At 58.4% G+C, this 14,212-nt stretch carries 14 protein-coding genes and 1 pseudogene; 11 read left to right on the forward strand and 4 right to left on the reverse strand.

Annotated elements, in window-relative coordinates; all coding sequences use genetic code 11:
* Positions 1–78 precede the first annotated feature (78 nt).
* From AB7M29_RS15860 to AB7M29_RS15880, 5 genes are all read left to right on the forward strand, one after another.
* Complete coding sequence (locus AB7M29_RS15860; RefSeq protein WP_454247248.1) at positions 79–972, forward strand: LysR family transcriptional regulator; 894 nt, start codon at positions 79–81, stop codon at positions 970–972.
* Positions 973–1,165: 193 nt separating this feature from the next.
* On the forward strand, positions 1,166–1,954 hold the full coding sequence (locus tag AB7M29_RS15865) for a DeoR/GlpR family DNA-binding transcription regulator (protein ID WP_217854552.1): 789 nt from the start codon (positions 1,166–1,168) through the stop codon (positions 1,952–1,954).
* Positions 1,955–2,015: 61 nt separating this feature from the next.
* Positions 2,016–2,252 carry a hypothetical protein gene (locus AB7M29_RS15870; protein WP_007904583.1) on the forward strand — a complete coding sequence of 79 codons (237 nt, stop codon included), beginning with the start codon at positions 2,016–2,018 and terminating at the stop codon, positions 2,250–2,252.
* Between the two features lie 128 nt (positions 2,253–2,380).
* Positions 2,381–2,617, forward strand: coding sequence for a hypothetical protein (locus AB7M29_RS15875; RefSeq protein WP_080370380.1), 237 nt, complete (start codon positions 2,381–2,383; stop codon positions 2,615–2,617).
* Between the two features lie 71 nt (positions 2,618–2,688).
* Positions 2,689–3,087: a YfeK family protein gene (locus tag AB7M29_RS15880; protein ID WP_217854554.1), complete on the forward strand. Its 399-nt coding sequence runs from the start codon at positions 2,689–2,691 to the stop codon at positions 3,085–3,087.
* Between the two features lie 15 nt (positions 3,088–3,102).
* Here AB7M29_RS15880 and chrA read toward each other — a convergent pair whose 3' ends face one another.
* Both chrA and AB7M29_RS15890 read right to left on the reverse strand, forming a co-directional pair.
* Positions 3,103–4,461: a chromate efflux transporter gene (gene chrA, locus AB7M29_RS15885; protein ID WP_454247249.1), complete on the reverse strand. Its 1,359-nt coding sequence runs from the start codon at positions 4,459–4,461 to the stop codon at positions 3,103–3,105.
* A 35-nt stretch (positions 4,462–4,496) separates the two neighbouring features.
* On the reverse strand, positions 4,497–5,348 hold the full coding sequence (locus AB7M29_RS15890) for a CAP domain-containing protein (protein ID WP_052963006.1): 852 nt from the start codon (positions 5,346–5,348) through the stop codon (positions 4,497–4,499).
* Between the two features lie 189 nt (positions 5,349–5,537).
* On the opposite strand from AB7M29_RS15890, the gene AB7M29_RS15895 reads away from it, so the two are divergent.
* Both AB7M29_RS15895 and AB7M29_RS15900 read left to right on the forward strand, forming a co-directional pair.
* Positions 5,538–6,158: a cell wall hydrolase gene (locus AB7M29_RS15895; protein ID WP_217854556.1), complete on the forward strand. Its 621-nt coding sequence runs from the start codon at positions 5,538–5,540 to the stop codon at positions 6,156–6,158.
* A 217-nt stretch (positions 6,159–6,375) separates the two neighbouring features.
* Positions 6,376–8,277, forward strand: a complete 1,902-nt coding sequence (locus AB7M29_RS15900) for a potassium transporter Kup (protein ID WP_454247250.1) — start codon at positions 6,376–6,378, stop codon at positions 8,275–8,277.
* Between the two features lie 171 nt (positions 8,278–8,448).
* On the opposite strand, the gene AB7M29_RS15905 is transcribed toward AB7M29_RS15900, so the two are convergent.
* The gene (locus tag AB7M29_RS15905; protein WP_454247251.1) at positions 8,449–9,519 is read right to left on the reverse strand and encodes an alkene reductase; all 1,071 of its coding nucleotides are present in this window, start codon (positions 9,517–9,519) and stop codon (positions 8,449–8,451) included.
* 102 nt (positions 9,520–9,621) lie between these two features.
* Here AB7M29_RS15905 and AB7M29_RS15910 point away from each other — a divergent pair, with 102 nt between their 5' ends.
* Both AB7M29_RS15910 and AB7M29_RS15915 read left to right on the forward strand, forming a co-directional pair.
* A complete protein-coding gene (locus AB7M29_RS15910; RefSeq protein WP_454248715.1) occupies positions 9,622–10,503 on the forward strand; it encodes a LysR family transcriptional regulator in 882 nt (293 codons plus the stop codon).
* A gap of 60 nt (positions 10,504–10,563) precedes the next feature.
* A complete protein-coding gene (locus AB7M29_RS15915; RefSeq protein ID WP_454247252.1) occupies positions 10,564–10,971 on the forward strand; it encodes a MerR family transcriptional regulator in 408 nt (135 codons plus the stop codon).
* On the opposite strand, the gene AB7M29_RS15920 is transcribed toward AB7M29_RS15915, so the two are convergent.
* A complete protein-coding gene (locus AB7M29_RS15920) occupies positions 10,898–11,929 on the reverse strand; it encodes an NAD-dependent epimerase/dehydratase family protein (protein WP_454248716.1) in 1,032 nt (343 codons plus the stop codon). The genes AB7M29_RS15915 and AB7M29_RS15920 overlap by 74 nt on opposite strands.
* A 144-nt stretch (positions 11,930–12,073) precedes the next feature.
* Between AB7M29_RS15920 and AB7M29_RS15925 the strand changes: the two are divergent.
* Together AB7M29_RS15925 and AB7M29_RS15930 are read left to right on the forward strand one after the other, a co-directional pair.
* A pseudogene (locus AB7M29_RS15925) lies at positions 12,074–12,385 on the forward strand (barstar family protein).
* 97 nt (positions 12,386–12,482) lie between these two features.
* A complete protein-coding gene (locus AB7M29_RS15930; protein WP_454247253.1) occupies positions 12,483–14,198 on the forward strand; it encodes an amidase in 1,716 nt (571 codons plus the stop codon).
* Positions 14,199–14,212 lie beyond the last annotated feature (14 nt).

Here is a 14,212-nt window from a genome sequence, read left to right on the forward strand (position 1 = left end):
TCTCCAGTGTCAGGAGCCAGCAGAGTCGGGCTTTGCCAGGTATATTGGAAATGAATAACCAATATGCCAGGTATTACCATGAATAATCTGCGACGCCTGGACATCAACTTGCTGCTGACCCTTGATGTCTTGCTCTCGGAACACAACGTGACCCGTGCGGCGCAACGCCTGAATTTGTCTCAACCGTCGGTGAGTGTTCATCTCGCCAAATTGCGGGACATTTTCGGTGATCCGCTGTTGCTGCCTGGACCACGGGGCATGCGGCCCACGGCTCGGGCTGATGAGTTGCGCGAGCCGTTGCGCCAGGCCCTGGAAGCCCTGGAGCGCGCCGTGTCGCCCGCCAGTCCTTTCAACCCGGCCGAGGCCCGGCAGACGTGGAACGTCATGGCGTCCGACTACGGTGAGTCGACCATTGTGTTGTCAGCGTTGGCCGGGCTGCGCTCGGCAGCCCCCGGCACACGTCTGGCGGTGTTTGACCTGGTTCCATCACAGATCGCCAGACAAGCGGAGCAGGGGGCAATCGATCTGGCTTTTCACACCAGCGAGGACGCTCCCCTCGGCTTGCGGCGGCGCGCGTTGTTTACCGAACAGTATGTTTTGGTGGGGCGGGCCGGCCATCCGCAGTTGAAAAAGCGGCCGACACTTGCGCAATTCTGCGAACTCGACCACGTGATCGTGTCACGGGATGGTGGAAGTTTTCAGGGTGTCACCGATCAGGCGCTTTCGGCGGTAGGCATGACACGCCGGGTGGTGCTTTCAGTCCCGCATTTCCTGTTTGTGCGGTCGGTGGTGGAGAGCACCGACATGGTCGCGATGCTGCCGTCGCGGCTGGTTCGCGATACGCAGGCGCTGGCGGTGGTCGAGTCACCACTTGAAGTCCCGGGTTACGAGATGTCGATGCTCTGGCCCGAGCGTGTTCATCGCGATCCTGCGCATCAATGGTTGCGCGAGTTCATTGTGAGTGCGTTGTGATTAACGTCAGTTAAACGCAATCCATGTGGGAGCGGGCTTGCTCGCGAAAGCGGTGTGTCAGGCGACATTAATGTTGACTGTGCCGCCGCCTTCGCGAGCAAGCCCGCTCCCACAGGTTCTGCGCTGCCATGCCAGTTGTGTTCATCCCGGCATTTGGCTAATCTCGCACAAACACGCAAAAACAGGCATAACCATGCAAGCCGAGCATTCCTCCGCCGAACTCCCGCAGCTGCGCCGTCAGAAAATCCTGCTGATCCTCGAACGCGATGGCAAGGTCATGGCCTCCGAATTGAGCCAGCATTTCGTCGTGTCTGAAGACACCATCCGCCGGGATCTGTCGGAGCTGGCCAGCGCCGGGCTGGTGCAGCGGGTACACGGCGGGGCGCTGCCGCGACCCAAGGACACGGGCAAGGATTACTTCACCCGGGTCGGCGAAACCGATGAAGTGAAAACCCGGCTGGCCCAACTCGCCGCACGCCGGGTCAAAAATGGCCAGATCGTGATTTTCGATTCCGGCAGCACCACACTGCAGATCGCACGCTCGCTGCCCGCAGACATCTGCATCACGGCCATCACCGCGTCGCCAATGATCGCGATCATCCTCGCCGAATACAAAGGCATCACGGTGATCGTCGCCGGTGGTCAGCTCAACCCCGTGACTATGTCTTCCGGCGGCCATGAAACCCTGCGGCTGATCGAGGGCATCAAGGCCGATCTGCTGTTCACCGGGGTCTGCGCCATTCATCCGGAAGTCGGCATCAGCTCGTTGCATTTCGATGAGGTGCCGGTAAAGCAGGCGATGCTCGCCAGTGCTTCCCACGTGATTGCCGTCACTACCGCAGACAAGCTGGGGGCGGTGGAGCCCTTCGTTGTTGCGCCTTGCAACCGCGTGCATACCCTGATCACCGAACGTCACGTGGCCTCGGGCAATGTCGAGGATTATCAAAAACTGGGGATCGAGGTGGTGCAGGTAGACGCTTGAGTGTCATCGCGGTCAGCGCTGCATGGGTTACGCTGATAGCTACGACGGGAGGAATGCAGTCATGACTGAGCGCCATATGATCCACTCGGAAACGCTATCGAACGGATGCACGATCAAGGTTAAGGCCGAGATATTGAGAGACGGTTCGCTGGGGATGTTCATCGGTGTTTACTGGCCGGACGGTTCGGCCATTGTTGAGGACAACCATCCGTCGCCGCATCTGCTGGACATGGAGGCCGCGCTGGACTGGGCGATCGAAAAAGCCAAAACAATCGGCAATAGCCAAAGAACGCTGTAAGGCTTGGCGATAACTGAATCATTGAGCATCTGGAAGGTCGTATCTGCGGTTTGCACGCACTTCGAATAAATTCGTGGATAGCGTCAACTCATCCCCGCAGCTCTGACCTTTGCTTTTAGGATGTTCAAATGAAGCGCACCGCGATAATGACCCTGGCCATTGCAAGTACTCTCCTGTTGGGAGGCTGCTTTCCTCACTGGGAAGATGACGACAGGTACGATCGGGATCATCGCCGTGAATACCGTCGCGACCATGACCGAGGCTATGACCAACGTGATGATCGAGGGTATTACCGCGATTACGATCGTCGTGATGATCGCCGTCGTTACCGCGATCGGGACCATGACGACCGGGACGACGATTGATACTTGCCGTCAACCTTCAGAGCGGAGGGCACCACCGCTCTGATCTGCCGTTGGTTATGCGAGGCCCAACCATGGAAATTCTGCCTGGACGTTTCACTCGGCGCCTCAGCCAATGGCTGATCGCGTCGAGTATTTGCCTCACCGGTATGGCGTTCGATGCACAGGCGCAAACCCCACCTCAAGCCACTCAGGAAATAAACAGCTTGCTGGACTTTGTCGAGCACAGTGAGTGCCGGTTTGTGCGTAATGGAAGCGAATACCCGGGCGCTGAGGCCCGGGTACATCTGCAGAAGAAGCTGAAGTATCTTGAAGACCGGAACAAGGTCAACAGCGCCGAAGACTTCATCGATCTGGCGGCCAGCCAAAGCAGTATGAGTGGCCGCGCCTATGAAGTGCGCTGTCCGGCAGGCGTACAATCCGCCAGCCTCTGGCTGAAGACTGAGCTACAGAGGCAACGGCAAGGTCAATGATTCCGTCTTGATGGGTTAGCGCAGCAGATGCACCGCCAGCCCGATCAACGCGCAGCCTATCAGCACCTCAATCACTCCCCGTTTGAAGCGGAACAAGGCGATGGCCGCCGCAATGGCGATCAGCGCCGAAGGCCAGTCGAGTTGACCGCCGAAGCCGTTGGGCCAGAGTACGTGGTAGCCGAAGAAACACGCCAGATTAAGAATCACGCCGACCACCGCCGCCGTAATCGCGGTCAGCGGTGCGGTGAGCCTGAGTTCGTTGTGCGTCGATTCCACCAACGGACCGCCAGCAAAGATGAACAGGAACGAAGGCAGGAAAGTGAACCAGGTCACCAGCGTGGCGGCGAGGGTGCCGGCCAGGAACACATGCTCGGGGCCGAACACCTGATGAACATAGGCGCCGATAAAACCGACGAAGGCCACCACCATGATCAGCGGCCCGGGGGTGGTTTCGCCAAGTGCCAGGCCATCGATCATCTGCGTGGGCGTCAGCCAGCCATAGTGACCGACAGCGCCCTGATACACATAGGGCAGCACGGCATACGCGCCGCCGAACGTCAGCAACGCCGCTTTGGTAAAGAACCAGGCCATCTGGGTGAGGGTGCCTTCCCAGCCGAACAGCGCGGTGAGAATCCCCATCGGCAATACCCACAAAACAACACCCACCAGCAACAGGCGCAGCAATTTAAAACTGCTGAAGCGGGCGTGTTCGGGAGTCGGGGTGTCGTCGTCGATCAACGCCGGGCCGAAGGATTTTTTCGCAGCGCCGTGGCCCCCGGTCTGGAACCTTTCAGGCGCCAGACGTCCGCCGACATAACCGATGATCGCGGCGCCCAGCACAATCAACGGGAAGGGCACATTGAACACGAAGATCGCCGTGAATGAAGCCGCGGCGATCCCCCATAGCCAGTTGTTCTTCAGTGCCCGCGAGCCGATTCGGTGGGCTGCCTGCACCACAATGGCGGTCACGGCCGGTTTGATCCCATAAAAAAGCCCGGCCACCACCGGCACTTCGCCAAAGGCGATGTACACCCAGGACAACGCGATCAGGATGAACAGCGAAGGCAGCACAAACAGCGCGCCGGCAATCAGGCCGCCCCATGTGCGGTGCATTAGCCAGCCAATGTAGGTCGCCAGCTGCTGAGCCTCAGGCCCAGGCAGCAACATGCAGTAGTTGAGAGCATGCAAAAAGCGCCGTTCCGAGATCCAGCGTCGGCGCTCCACCAACTCCTGGTGCATGATCGAGATCTGTCCGGCCGGCCCGCCGAAACTGATGAAGCCGAGCTTCAGCCAAAACAGAAATGCTTCCCGCAGACTGATGGCCGCAGGCGTCGACAGGTCCTGCTCGACGGTCGAAGAGGGGGCTTTATTCAAATCACGATTCCTTTTTCAACGGTCGATTCAGGCCTTTATGGCGTCCCAAACATCGCCGTCCAGTAAATGCCCGCGTCACTTTTCGGGTCCACCGCATAGGCCGCACCCAGCTCGCGAAATTGCGGGTTCATCAGATTGGCGCAATGGCCCGGGCTGGCCAGCCAGCCATCGACCACTTTGCGCACGGTGTCTTGCCCGGCAGCGATGTTCTCGCCGACCTGTTGACCCGCATAACCCGCCAATTCAGCCCGATCACCCGGTGTTCGGCCGTCGCGGTCCTTGTGATCGAAATAGTTATTGTTGGCCATGGCCCGGCTATGGGTCTCGGCCGCGGAGCCCAGTGTGGCGTTCCAGGCCAGCGGCGTCGTGGCGGTAAAGGCTTGGGTGCCGCACTGGCGCGTTTGAGCGCGGGCGCTGTTCATCGCTTCAAGCAGTTTTTGTCCCTCTGCCTGCCAGTCGCCCAAACGCCCGGTCAACAGCGGACGCGCCAGCACGATGCGCCACTCACGGCCATCGCGGCTGACGCCGATGTCTACGAATTGCGGGTCCAGCACCACTTGGCAGAAGCTCTCTTGAATCGCCTTCATGGCGGACGGCGCATCACGCGGGCCGGACAGGCTGATCGCTTGCACATTGACCATCGGATAAGCCGCGCGGGCCAGTGCCTGCTGCAAGTCACCGATGCTGTTGGCAGACAGGACCAGACGCGGATCGCTCGCCAGTGGCGGCAACTCCGAAGACGCCTGGCCGCCGCAGCGCTGCGCCTGGCTGCGGTAAACGTTGATTGACTCGACCAACTGCGTTTCATCAGCCGCTGAGGCGGCGACGCTGAACACCAGCCCGAATGACAACACGGCAAGATGTAAAACGGATGACAGGCTGCGCATGAAATTCTCCCTTGGACGGACTGCGCCCATGATGCGCGATTTCACCCCTGCGAACGCAATGCCTTTTTGCACTGAAACGCGTTTATTGTCAGGCGGCTGGAATGACTTGCGACGACTACAATCACAGCAGGTCAGCGCTACAACATCGCCGTTTCATTGCTCAAGCCAGTGTCATCGGAAGGATCGATAATGCGATTAAAATGGGTACTCACCTGCTTCGCAATCATCCTTCTAGGAGGTCAGGTGTTGGCGACTGAGCAGGAGCAAAAACAGGAAGTGGCTGAAGACAAGGCGCAGGTCCTGGAACAGAAAGCCGCCGAAAAGGACAGCGAACTTCCGGTGCCCAAGACCGAAGCCATTACCACCTCCGAAGTGCAGGCAGTCGATCCGGCGGGCACCGCGCCGCTGGACGATGCCATTACTTGCCTTGCCCGCAGTATCTATTGGGAAGCCAAAGGTGTGGCACCGGCCAACATGGAAGCCGTCGCCAGCGTGGTCATGAACCGGCTCGGCCATGGTGGGTTTCCCGATACGGTGTGCGCCGTGGTCAAGCAAGGTTCTGAAACGGGCTCCTGCCAGTTTTCGTGGTGGTGCGACGGACGTGCGGATCAGGTAAAGGAAGACGACGAATATGCCCTCGCCAAGGAAATCGCGCGCAAGGCACTCAACAAGCAACTCGCGGACCGCACCCATGGTGCGTTGTATTTCCACGACAGAACGGTAAAGCCCGCCTGGGCAAAGAAATACACCAGGACGGCCGAGACCCGGAAGTTTCTGTTTTATAAACCTCGTGGCGGGACGGCGCAGTAGGTGTGAGTCGCTGGCGGAGCGTGCTGTCCGTAGAATTTTACGGATTCTTTACGGGGAATATTCTTTCTCGCAACGATACTTACCGCGTTTTTTTGGTCATCGATATGCTTGTAGTTTTTCGTCCTTATCAAGCCGTTGGATCTCATGGCGGCCGAGTCGAAACGTCTACCCAGTGCCCCCGCAAACCCTCTTTTCCTCAATTTTCGAGAAGCGACCCATGAGCGAAACAGCAATCCCTGCCCATGAAGAATCCCATTCCAGAACCTCGGGAGTGGGTTTACTTGTCGCCGCGGTGGGCGTGGTTTATGGGGATATCGGCACCAGTCCTCTTTACACCCTCAAAGAAGTGTTCGCCGGTCACTACGGAGTCCAGGCCAATCACGACGGTGTACTGGGTATTCTGTCGTTGATCTTCTGGTCATTGATCTGGGTCGTCTCGATCAAGTACGTGCTGTTTATCCTTCGTGCCGACAACCAGGGCGAAGGGGGCATCATGGCCTTGACGGCACTGGCACGTCGGGCCGCTGCGCCGTATCCCAAAATGAGCAGGGTCCTGGTATTGCTTGGCCTGTTTGGCGCGGCACTTTTTTACGGCGATAGCATGATCACCCCGGCCATCTCGGTGCTCTCTGCGGTTGAAGGGCTACAGCTTGCGTTCGATGGCATTGAGCATTGGGTGGTTCCGCTGTCCGTGGTCGTCCTGGTAGCACTGTTCCTGATACAGAAACATGGCACGGCTCGTATCGGCATCCTGTTCGGCCCGGTCATGGTGCTGTGGTTTGTGGTGTTGGGTGCACTCGGCATTTACGGCATCTTGCAACGACCGGAAGTTCTGCAAGCGCTGAATCCTGCGTGGGCGGTGCAATTTTTCGTGGTACATCCGGGCATTGGCGTCGCCATCCTGGGCGCCGTCGTGTTGGCATTGACCGGTGCTGAAGCACTGTATGCCGATATGGGCCATTTTGGTCGCAAACCCATTGCTCGTGCCTGGTTCATCCTGGTACTCCCCGGCCTGGTACTCAACTACTTTGGCCAGGGCGCGCTGATCCTCGGGAACCCTGAAGCGGTACGTAATCCGTTCTATCTATTGGCACCTGACTGGGCGCTGCTGCCGATGGTTGCGCTCTCGACACTGGCCACCATCATCGCCTCCCAAGCGGTGATTTCCGGCGCGTTCTCACTGACTCGCCAGGCCATTCAGCTGGGCTACGTACCTCGTATGTTTATCCAGCACACCTCCAGTCAGGAGCAGGGGCAGATTTATATCGGCATGGTGAACTGGGCGCTGATGGTCGGCGTTGTGTTGCTGGTCATCGGCTTTGAATCGTCCAGTGCGCTGGCGGCGGCTTATGGCGTGGCGGTGACGGGGACCATGCTGATTACCACCATTCTGTCCTCGGCCGTTGTATTGCTGCTGTGGAAAACACCTCGTTGGTTGGCTATTCCGATGCTGTTGGGTTTTCTCATAGTGGACAGCCTGTACTTCGCCGCCAACGCACCGAAGATCTTCCAGGGCGGTGCGTTCCCGGTGATTGCCGGTATTGCCCTGTTCATATTGATGACCACCTGGAAACGGGGCCGAAAGATCATTGTCGAGCGATTGGACGAAACCTCGCTACCGCTGCCGTTGTTCATCAGCAGCATCGGCTCGCAACCACCCCATCGTGTGCAGGGTACCGCGGTATTTCTGACGGCCAGGGCTGATGCTGTCCCGCATGCCCTCTTGCATAACCTGTTGCATAACCAGGTTCTGCACGAGCAGGTGGTGTTGCTTACCGTGGTGTCTGAAGACAGTCCGCGTGTGGCTGCGGATCAACGATTCGAGGTCGAGGCTTATGGTGAAGGGTTCTTTCGAGTAAGTCTGCACTTTGGTTTTATCGAGGAGCCCGACGTACCTCTGGCGTTGAGCCTTTGCCATTTGAAAGAGCTGGATTTCAGTCCGATGCGCACCACGTATTTCCTCAGCCGGGAGACTGTCATCCCGACCAAGCGTATCGGCATGGCCCGTTGGCGCGAAAGCCTGTTCGCGTTCTTGCTGAAGAACGCCAACAGCAACCTCAAATACTTCAAGTTGCCGCTCAATCGTGTGATAGAGCTGGGCACGCAGGTTGAGATGTAGACGACAACAGTCAGTCAAACACAATCCCTGTGGGAGCGGGCTTGCTCGCGAAAGCGGTGTGCCAGGCAACATTAATGTTGGCTGACACTCCCTCTTCGCGAGCAAGCCCGCTCCCACAGGTTCTGCGCTGAATGGCCTCAGTGAGCCGCATGCATGGGAAGCGCAGTTTCCTCAGGCGCTTTGAGCCGGGCTCATGGCTGGGTAATCGATATACCCCTGAGCGCCCGGTGCGTAGAACGTGTCTTTGTCCGGCACATTAAGCTCGGCGCCTGTGCGAAAACGCTCAGGCAGGTCTGGGTTGGCGAGGAATGCGTTGCCAAACACCACCGCGTCGGCCTGGCCCTTAGTGAGCAGGGATTGGGCGGCGTTTTGGTCGAGCCCGCCACCGATCAGGTAGCTGCCATCGAACAGCGGGCGCAACAAGGCGTGGTAGTCGACGCTGGCGCCGAACAGGGCAACGTGCAGATAGGCGAGATTCAACCCGCGCAATTGCTCGACCAGCCAGGTGTAGGTTTCTTGCGGGTTGGCATCGACGATGTCGTTGAAGTTCATTTCAGGGGAGAGCTTGATGCCAACACGATCACTGCCAATTTCCGTCGCTATGGCATTCAACACTTCCAGTACAAAGCGAGCACGATTTTCAACCGATCCACCGTACTCATCCGTGCGCTGATTGCTGCTCGTCGAGAGGAACTGTTCAGGCAGATACCCCGAAGCGGCATGCAGCTCGACACCGTCGAAGCCGGCCTCAATGGCCAAGCGTGCGGCCTGACGGTAGCCCTCGATGACCGCGGCAATCTCGACCACGCTCAGCGTATGTGGGGTGACGAAGTCCTGAAGGCCTGAGGCTGTCCAGGTCTGGCCGGTGGGTTTGATCGCGGAGGGGGCCTGTGGCAGGGCGCCGTCAGACAACAGCGAAGGGTGCGATATGCGTCCGCAGTGCATCAGCTGCATGAAGATCCGTCCGCCGCGAGCATGTACGGCTTCGGACACCTGCTTCCAGGCGGCCACTTGCTCAGCGGTTTCGATACCGGGAGTACGCACATAACCTTTGCCCAAGGCCACAGGGAACACCCCTTCAGAGATGATCAACCCAGCACCGGCGCGCTGCGCGTAGTAGGTCGGTACCAGTTCGGTAGGCACCCCGGAATCATCAGAACGCGAGCGAGTCATCGGGGCCATGACCATGCGGTTGGACAGTGTAAGGCGCCCGATCTGGACTTGAGAAAAAAGCGAATGCATTGCGGTACTCCTCGGTAAATGATGTGGCTATCATTGATCAATCCGAATCCGGGATAAACCGGGTAAAACTGAATTGACTGATCCACTGATGGAGCAATGACATTGGAGTTTCTCAACGACATGGCGTTGTTCGTCGAAGTCGTGAAGGCGCGCAGTTTCCGTCGGGCGGCGGAGGCGATGGGGATGCCGAACTCGACGCTGTCGCGCCGGATAAGTGGCCTCGAGAAGGAAATCGGGCTAAGGCTTTTGCATCGCACCACGCGCAAAATCGAGCTGACCGAAGCGGGGCAGTTGTACTTCGATCGCTGCAAACGCATCGTCGACGAAGCCCGGCTTGCGCACGAGCAGCTCGGCGAAATGCTTGCCCGACCCAGCGGTGTACTCCGGGCCTCGCTCCCGGTGGATTTCGCCAATATCTACCTGGCACCGCTGATCGCGGAGTTTGCCCGGTTGTATCCGGGTATTAGCTTCGAGTTTGATCTGACCCCGCGTCAGGTCGATCTGGTGAGTGAGCCGGTTGATGTGGTCATTCGCATGGGCGAGCCCGCGAGTTCGAACCTGATCGCCCGTAAGCTCGCCAGTTTGCGCCGCGGCCTGTATGCCTCACCCCGTTATCTCGAACTGCACGGTGATCCGATTCATCCCACGGACCTGACCAGCCACGAATGCCTGCGTATGCGCGGCACGCGCGCCGACCGCTGGATACTCTCCGGCAGTGAAGGGGAGGTGGAGGTTGAGGTTGGCGGTCGATTCGAACTCAATAGCGTGGGAATGATTCGACGTCTGGCGACGCTGGATCTGGGTATTGCGTTATTGGGGGAAGGTATCGTTGCGCAAGACCTCGCCGATGGCACACTGCGCAGAGTCTTGCCGCAGTGGCAGGCTTCACCCGTCTCGGTTTACGCCCTCACCGAGACGCGGCTGTTACCGGCGAAAACCCAGCGGTTTATCGAGTTTCTGCGTGAGCGGCTTCAGGATGCGTAGTCGGTGGATGAGTGGTTTTGACCTCGCCCTTGCCCCCGTTTTTCTAAAAAAGGATTGCTAATGTTCATTGGAAGACTCGCCCGGCTGACTGGCTGTACACCGAAAGCCATTCGACTTTATGAACAGATGGGATTGATCCCGGAGCCCGACCGCCATGGTCGATATCGCGTCTATACCGCGCATCACCTCCGACTCGTACACCTTATCCGCCAAGCACAGGTTGCCGGATTCAAGCTCGCCGAGATGACTCCCTTGATCTCGGCCAAGAACAAACTGAATGCCTTTCCCTTGGCGCTGGCGAACGAGGCTATCGACCTCAAACGTCAACAAATCAACGAAAAAATAGCTGAATTTCGGGCCTTGGACATTCACCTTGGCGAACTCAAAAGCGAGATCAATTCGCTTTTTGAATCTGGCGCAACGGCAACGTTTCATAGGGAAGAATCGAGCGCTTGCTCAGATAGATAAAAGCCGACTGCAGGGCGGTTTCTGGTGATCGAGGATTAAAGCCCAATTCGGTTCTGGCCTTTAATATGCTGTAGTTCTGTTGAACGTCGTGGAACATCCTGACCTGGCTGAGCAACATCCGGGCAGGTTGGCCAGTTAGCCGTGCCCAAACCTCCAGTGCCCAGGCCACAGTGAGCAGAAGCCACTTGGGGGCCGCCGGGGGAGTACGATAGCCGGGTGAAACTACATTCGCTGCATCAATGACTTCGGTGAGTGAAGAGGACTGCTCATTCGCCAGAATATAGCGCTGCCCCGGCCTGCCTTTTTCTGCTGCTTGAATCATTCCCTGGGCGACATCCCGGACATCGACAAAATTGAAATGAAACCTCGGGTCCAGAGGTACTTGCCGCTGTCTGACCGAATCAAGAAACCTCATGGTATCCGTCAGGTTCGCGGCATTAGGACCGATCATTGCCGAGGGTAAGACCGAGACCATCCAAAGGTTCAAGGCTTGAGCTGTGCGCCACGCCATTTTTTCCGACAATATCTTGGATTTGTAATAGGCATTCTCGTCTTCGTCATTCCAATGATCTTCATCGAGTGCATGTCCGTTCTGCCCGATTGCCGCAACGGAACTGACATAAACCACGCGTTTGACCCCGGCTTTCGACGCGGCCTGCAAAACGCTGCGAGTGCCCCCTACGTTAGGTTCGATAATCTCGGCTTGCGGATTTCTTGCCCAGTGCTTGAACACGGCGGCGACCTGGAACAACACGTCAACCCCTTGCAATGCCTCAAGCATGGCGGATTCGTCCAACAGTTCGGCATAGACCATTTCGCAATCCAGCCCATCGAAAGGGGCCGTATTGTTCATGTCGCGAACGCCGGCCCGGACTCGGTAACCTTGATCGAGCAACGCTCTGACCAAGGTGTTTCCCAAGTGCCCATTCGCCCCTGTAACCAGACATAACTGACGCATTGAAATCACCCCTCGCTGGACCCAGTACCCTTTTTCATAGCGGGCAACCATAAACTCTGTCCCACGGGACAGAGTCAAGGCTGCGTGGCAGACGCGGACTTCAGTTATCCTTCTCACTAGTGAGCAATTTTCGAGGCACTGACGATGACCCGCTTAGATGTTGTAAAAATCGACTTAAGTACGGTGACGAGTTCTGGCGAACTCTATTCGACCTTGAGCGATGCGCTCGGCTTCCCCGGCTGGTAGGGCTGTAATTGGGATGCTTTCCGGGACGCAATAACAGGGCTTGTCCAAATGCCCACGCAACTGAAAATCTCAGGGTGGGATACTTTGTCCAGACGTTTACCGGATGATGCGAGGCTCATGCAAGAATGCCTTGCGGACATGAAAATGGAGTACCCGGAACTCGCATCAGATGTGGAGTTCGACGCAGGAAGTCCCGACCCTGTCGCGTAATGCAGTGCAACGAGAATCGATACAAAAACCCATTTTGAGATAAGTGATGTCTTTGAGCCCAAGATCCAGTCACCCTTCAGCAGCCGGCGGTAACAGCATGATTGAGGTCACCGAGGTTTCCATTGCCCAACTGCGTGCTGCGCTCGAATCGGGCCAGACGACGGCGGTTGAGTTGGTCCAGGCCTATCTCGCCAGGATCGATGCCTACGACGGTGCCGACACGCCCACCGCCCTCAACGCAGTGGTGGTTCGCAACCCCGATGCGCTCAAGGAAGCGCAGGCGTCCGATGCCCGTCGGGCCAAGGGCGAAGCGCTGGGGCCGCTCGATGGCATCCCTTATACGGCCAAAGACAGTTATCTGGTGAAGGGGCTTACCGCAGCCTCTGGAAGTCCCGCCTTCGCGAACCTGATTGCTTATCGCGATGCGTTCACCATCGAACGGCTTCGCGCCGCCGGCGCGATTTGCCTGGGCAAAACCAATATGCCGCCCATGGCCAACGGCGGCATGCAGCGCGGGGTCTACGGTCGTGCGGAGAGCCCGTACAACGCTGACTATCTCACCGCCCCCTTCGCATCGGGTTCATCAAACGGGGCCGGTACTGCAACCGCCGCCAGTTTCGCGGCGTTCGGCCTCGCTGAAGAAACCTGGTCGAGCGGACGTGGCCCGGCGTCGAACAATGGCTTGTGTGCCTATACGCCTTCGCGCGGAGTGATCTCGGTGCGCGGGAACTGGCCGTTGACGCCGACCATGGACGTTGTCGTGCCGTTTGCCAGAACCATGGCCGACCTGCTCGAAGTGCTCGACGTGGTGGTGGCGGACGATCCCGACACACGAGGCGATCTGTGGCGGATGCAACCTTGGGTGCCCATTCCGAGTGTCGCCTCGGTGCGTCCCGCTTCCTATAGGTCGCTTGCCGCAAATACCGATGCCCTCGCCGGAAAGCGCTTCGGCGTTCCACGTATGTACATCAACGCGGATCCCGAGGCAGGCACCAGCGATGCGCCTGGTATCGGTGGTCCGACGGGCCAGAGAATCAATACCCGTCCCTCGGTTATCGGGCTCTGGGAAGAGGCTCGCAAGGCACTCGAAGCCTTTGGTGCCGAAGTGATCGAGGTCGATTTCCCGCTGGTCTCCAATTGCGAGGGCGATCGTCCTGGTGCACCGACAGTGTTCAACCGCGGCCTGGTTTCCAAAGAGTTCCTTCACCATGAGTTGTGGGATCTGACGGCCTGGGCGTTCGACGATTTTCTGCAGGCCAATGGCGATCCAAAACTCAATCGCCTGGTCGATGTGAACGGGCCGCTGATTTTCCCGCACGACCCGGGGACGCTGCCCAACCGTGAGGGCGACCTTGCCGCGGGCATGGACGAGTATGTGCGAATGGCCGAGCGCGGCATCACCCCTTGGGACCAGATCACCACGGTGCCGGACGGACTACGCGGCCTTGAGCAGACCCGTCGAATCGATCTTGAAGACTGGATGGATCGATTGGGGCTCGACGCAGTGATCTTCCCTACGGTAGCCGACGTGGGGCCGGCGAATGCCGATGTCGATCCGAAGTCTGCGGACATCGCGTGGAGTAACGGTGTCTGGGTCGCCAACGGCAACCTCGCCATCCGCCACTTGGGTGTTCCCACGGTCACGGTGCCGATGGGCGTCATGCCGGACATCGGCATGCCCGTCGGGCTGACATTTGCTGGGCGTGCCTATGACGATTCGACGCTGCTTCGCTTGGCTTTAGCATTTGAGTCGACGGGGACGAAACGATTGATCCCGCCTCGAACCCCACCATTGTCGGGTGGCCAGAAATAAGAAGGGCGGGATTG

The organism is Pseudomonas sp. F-14 TE3623, from assembly GCF_053629015.1.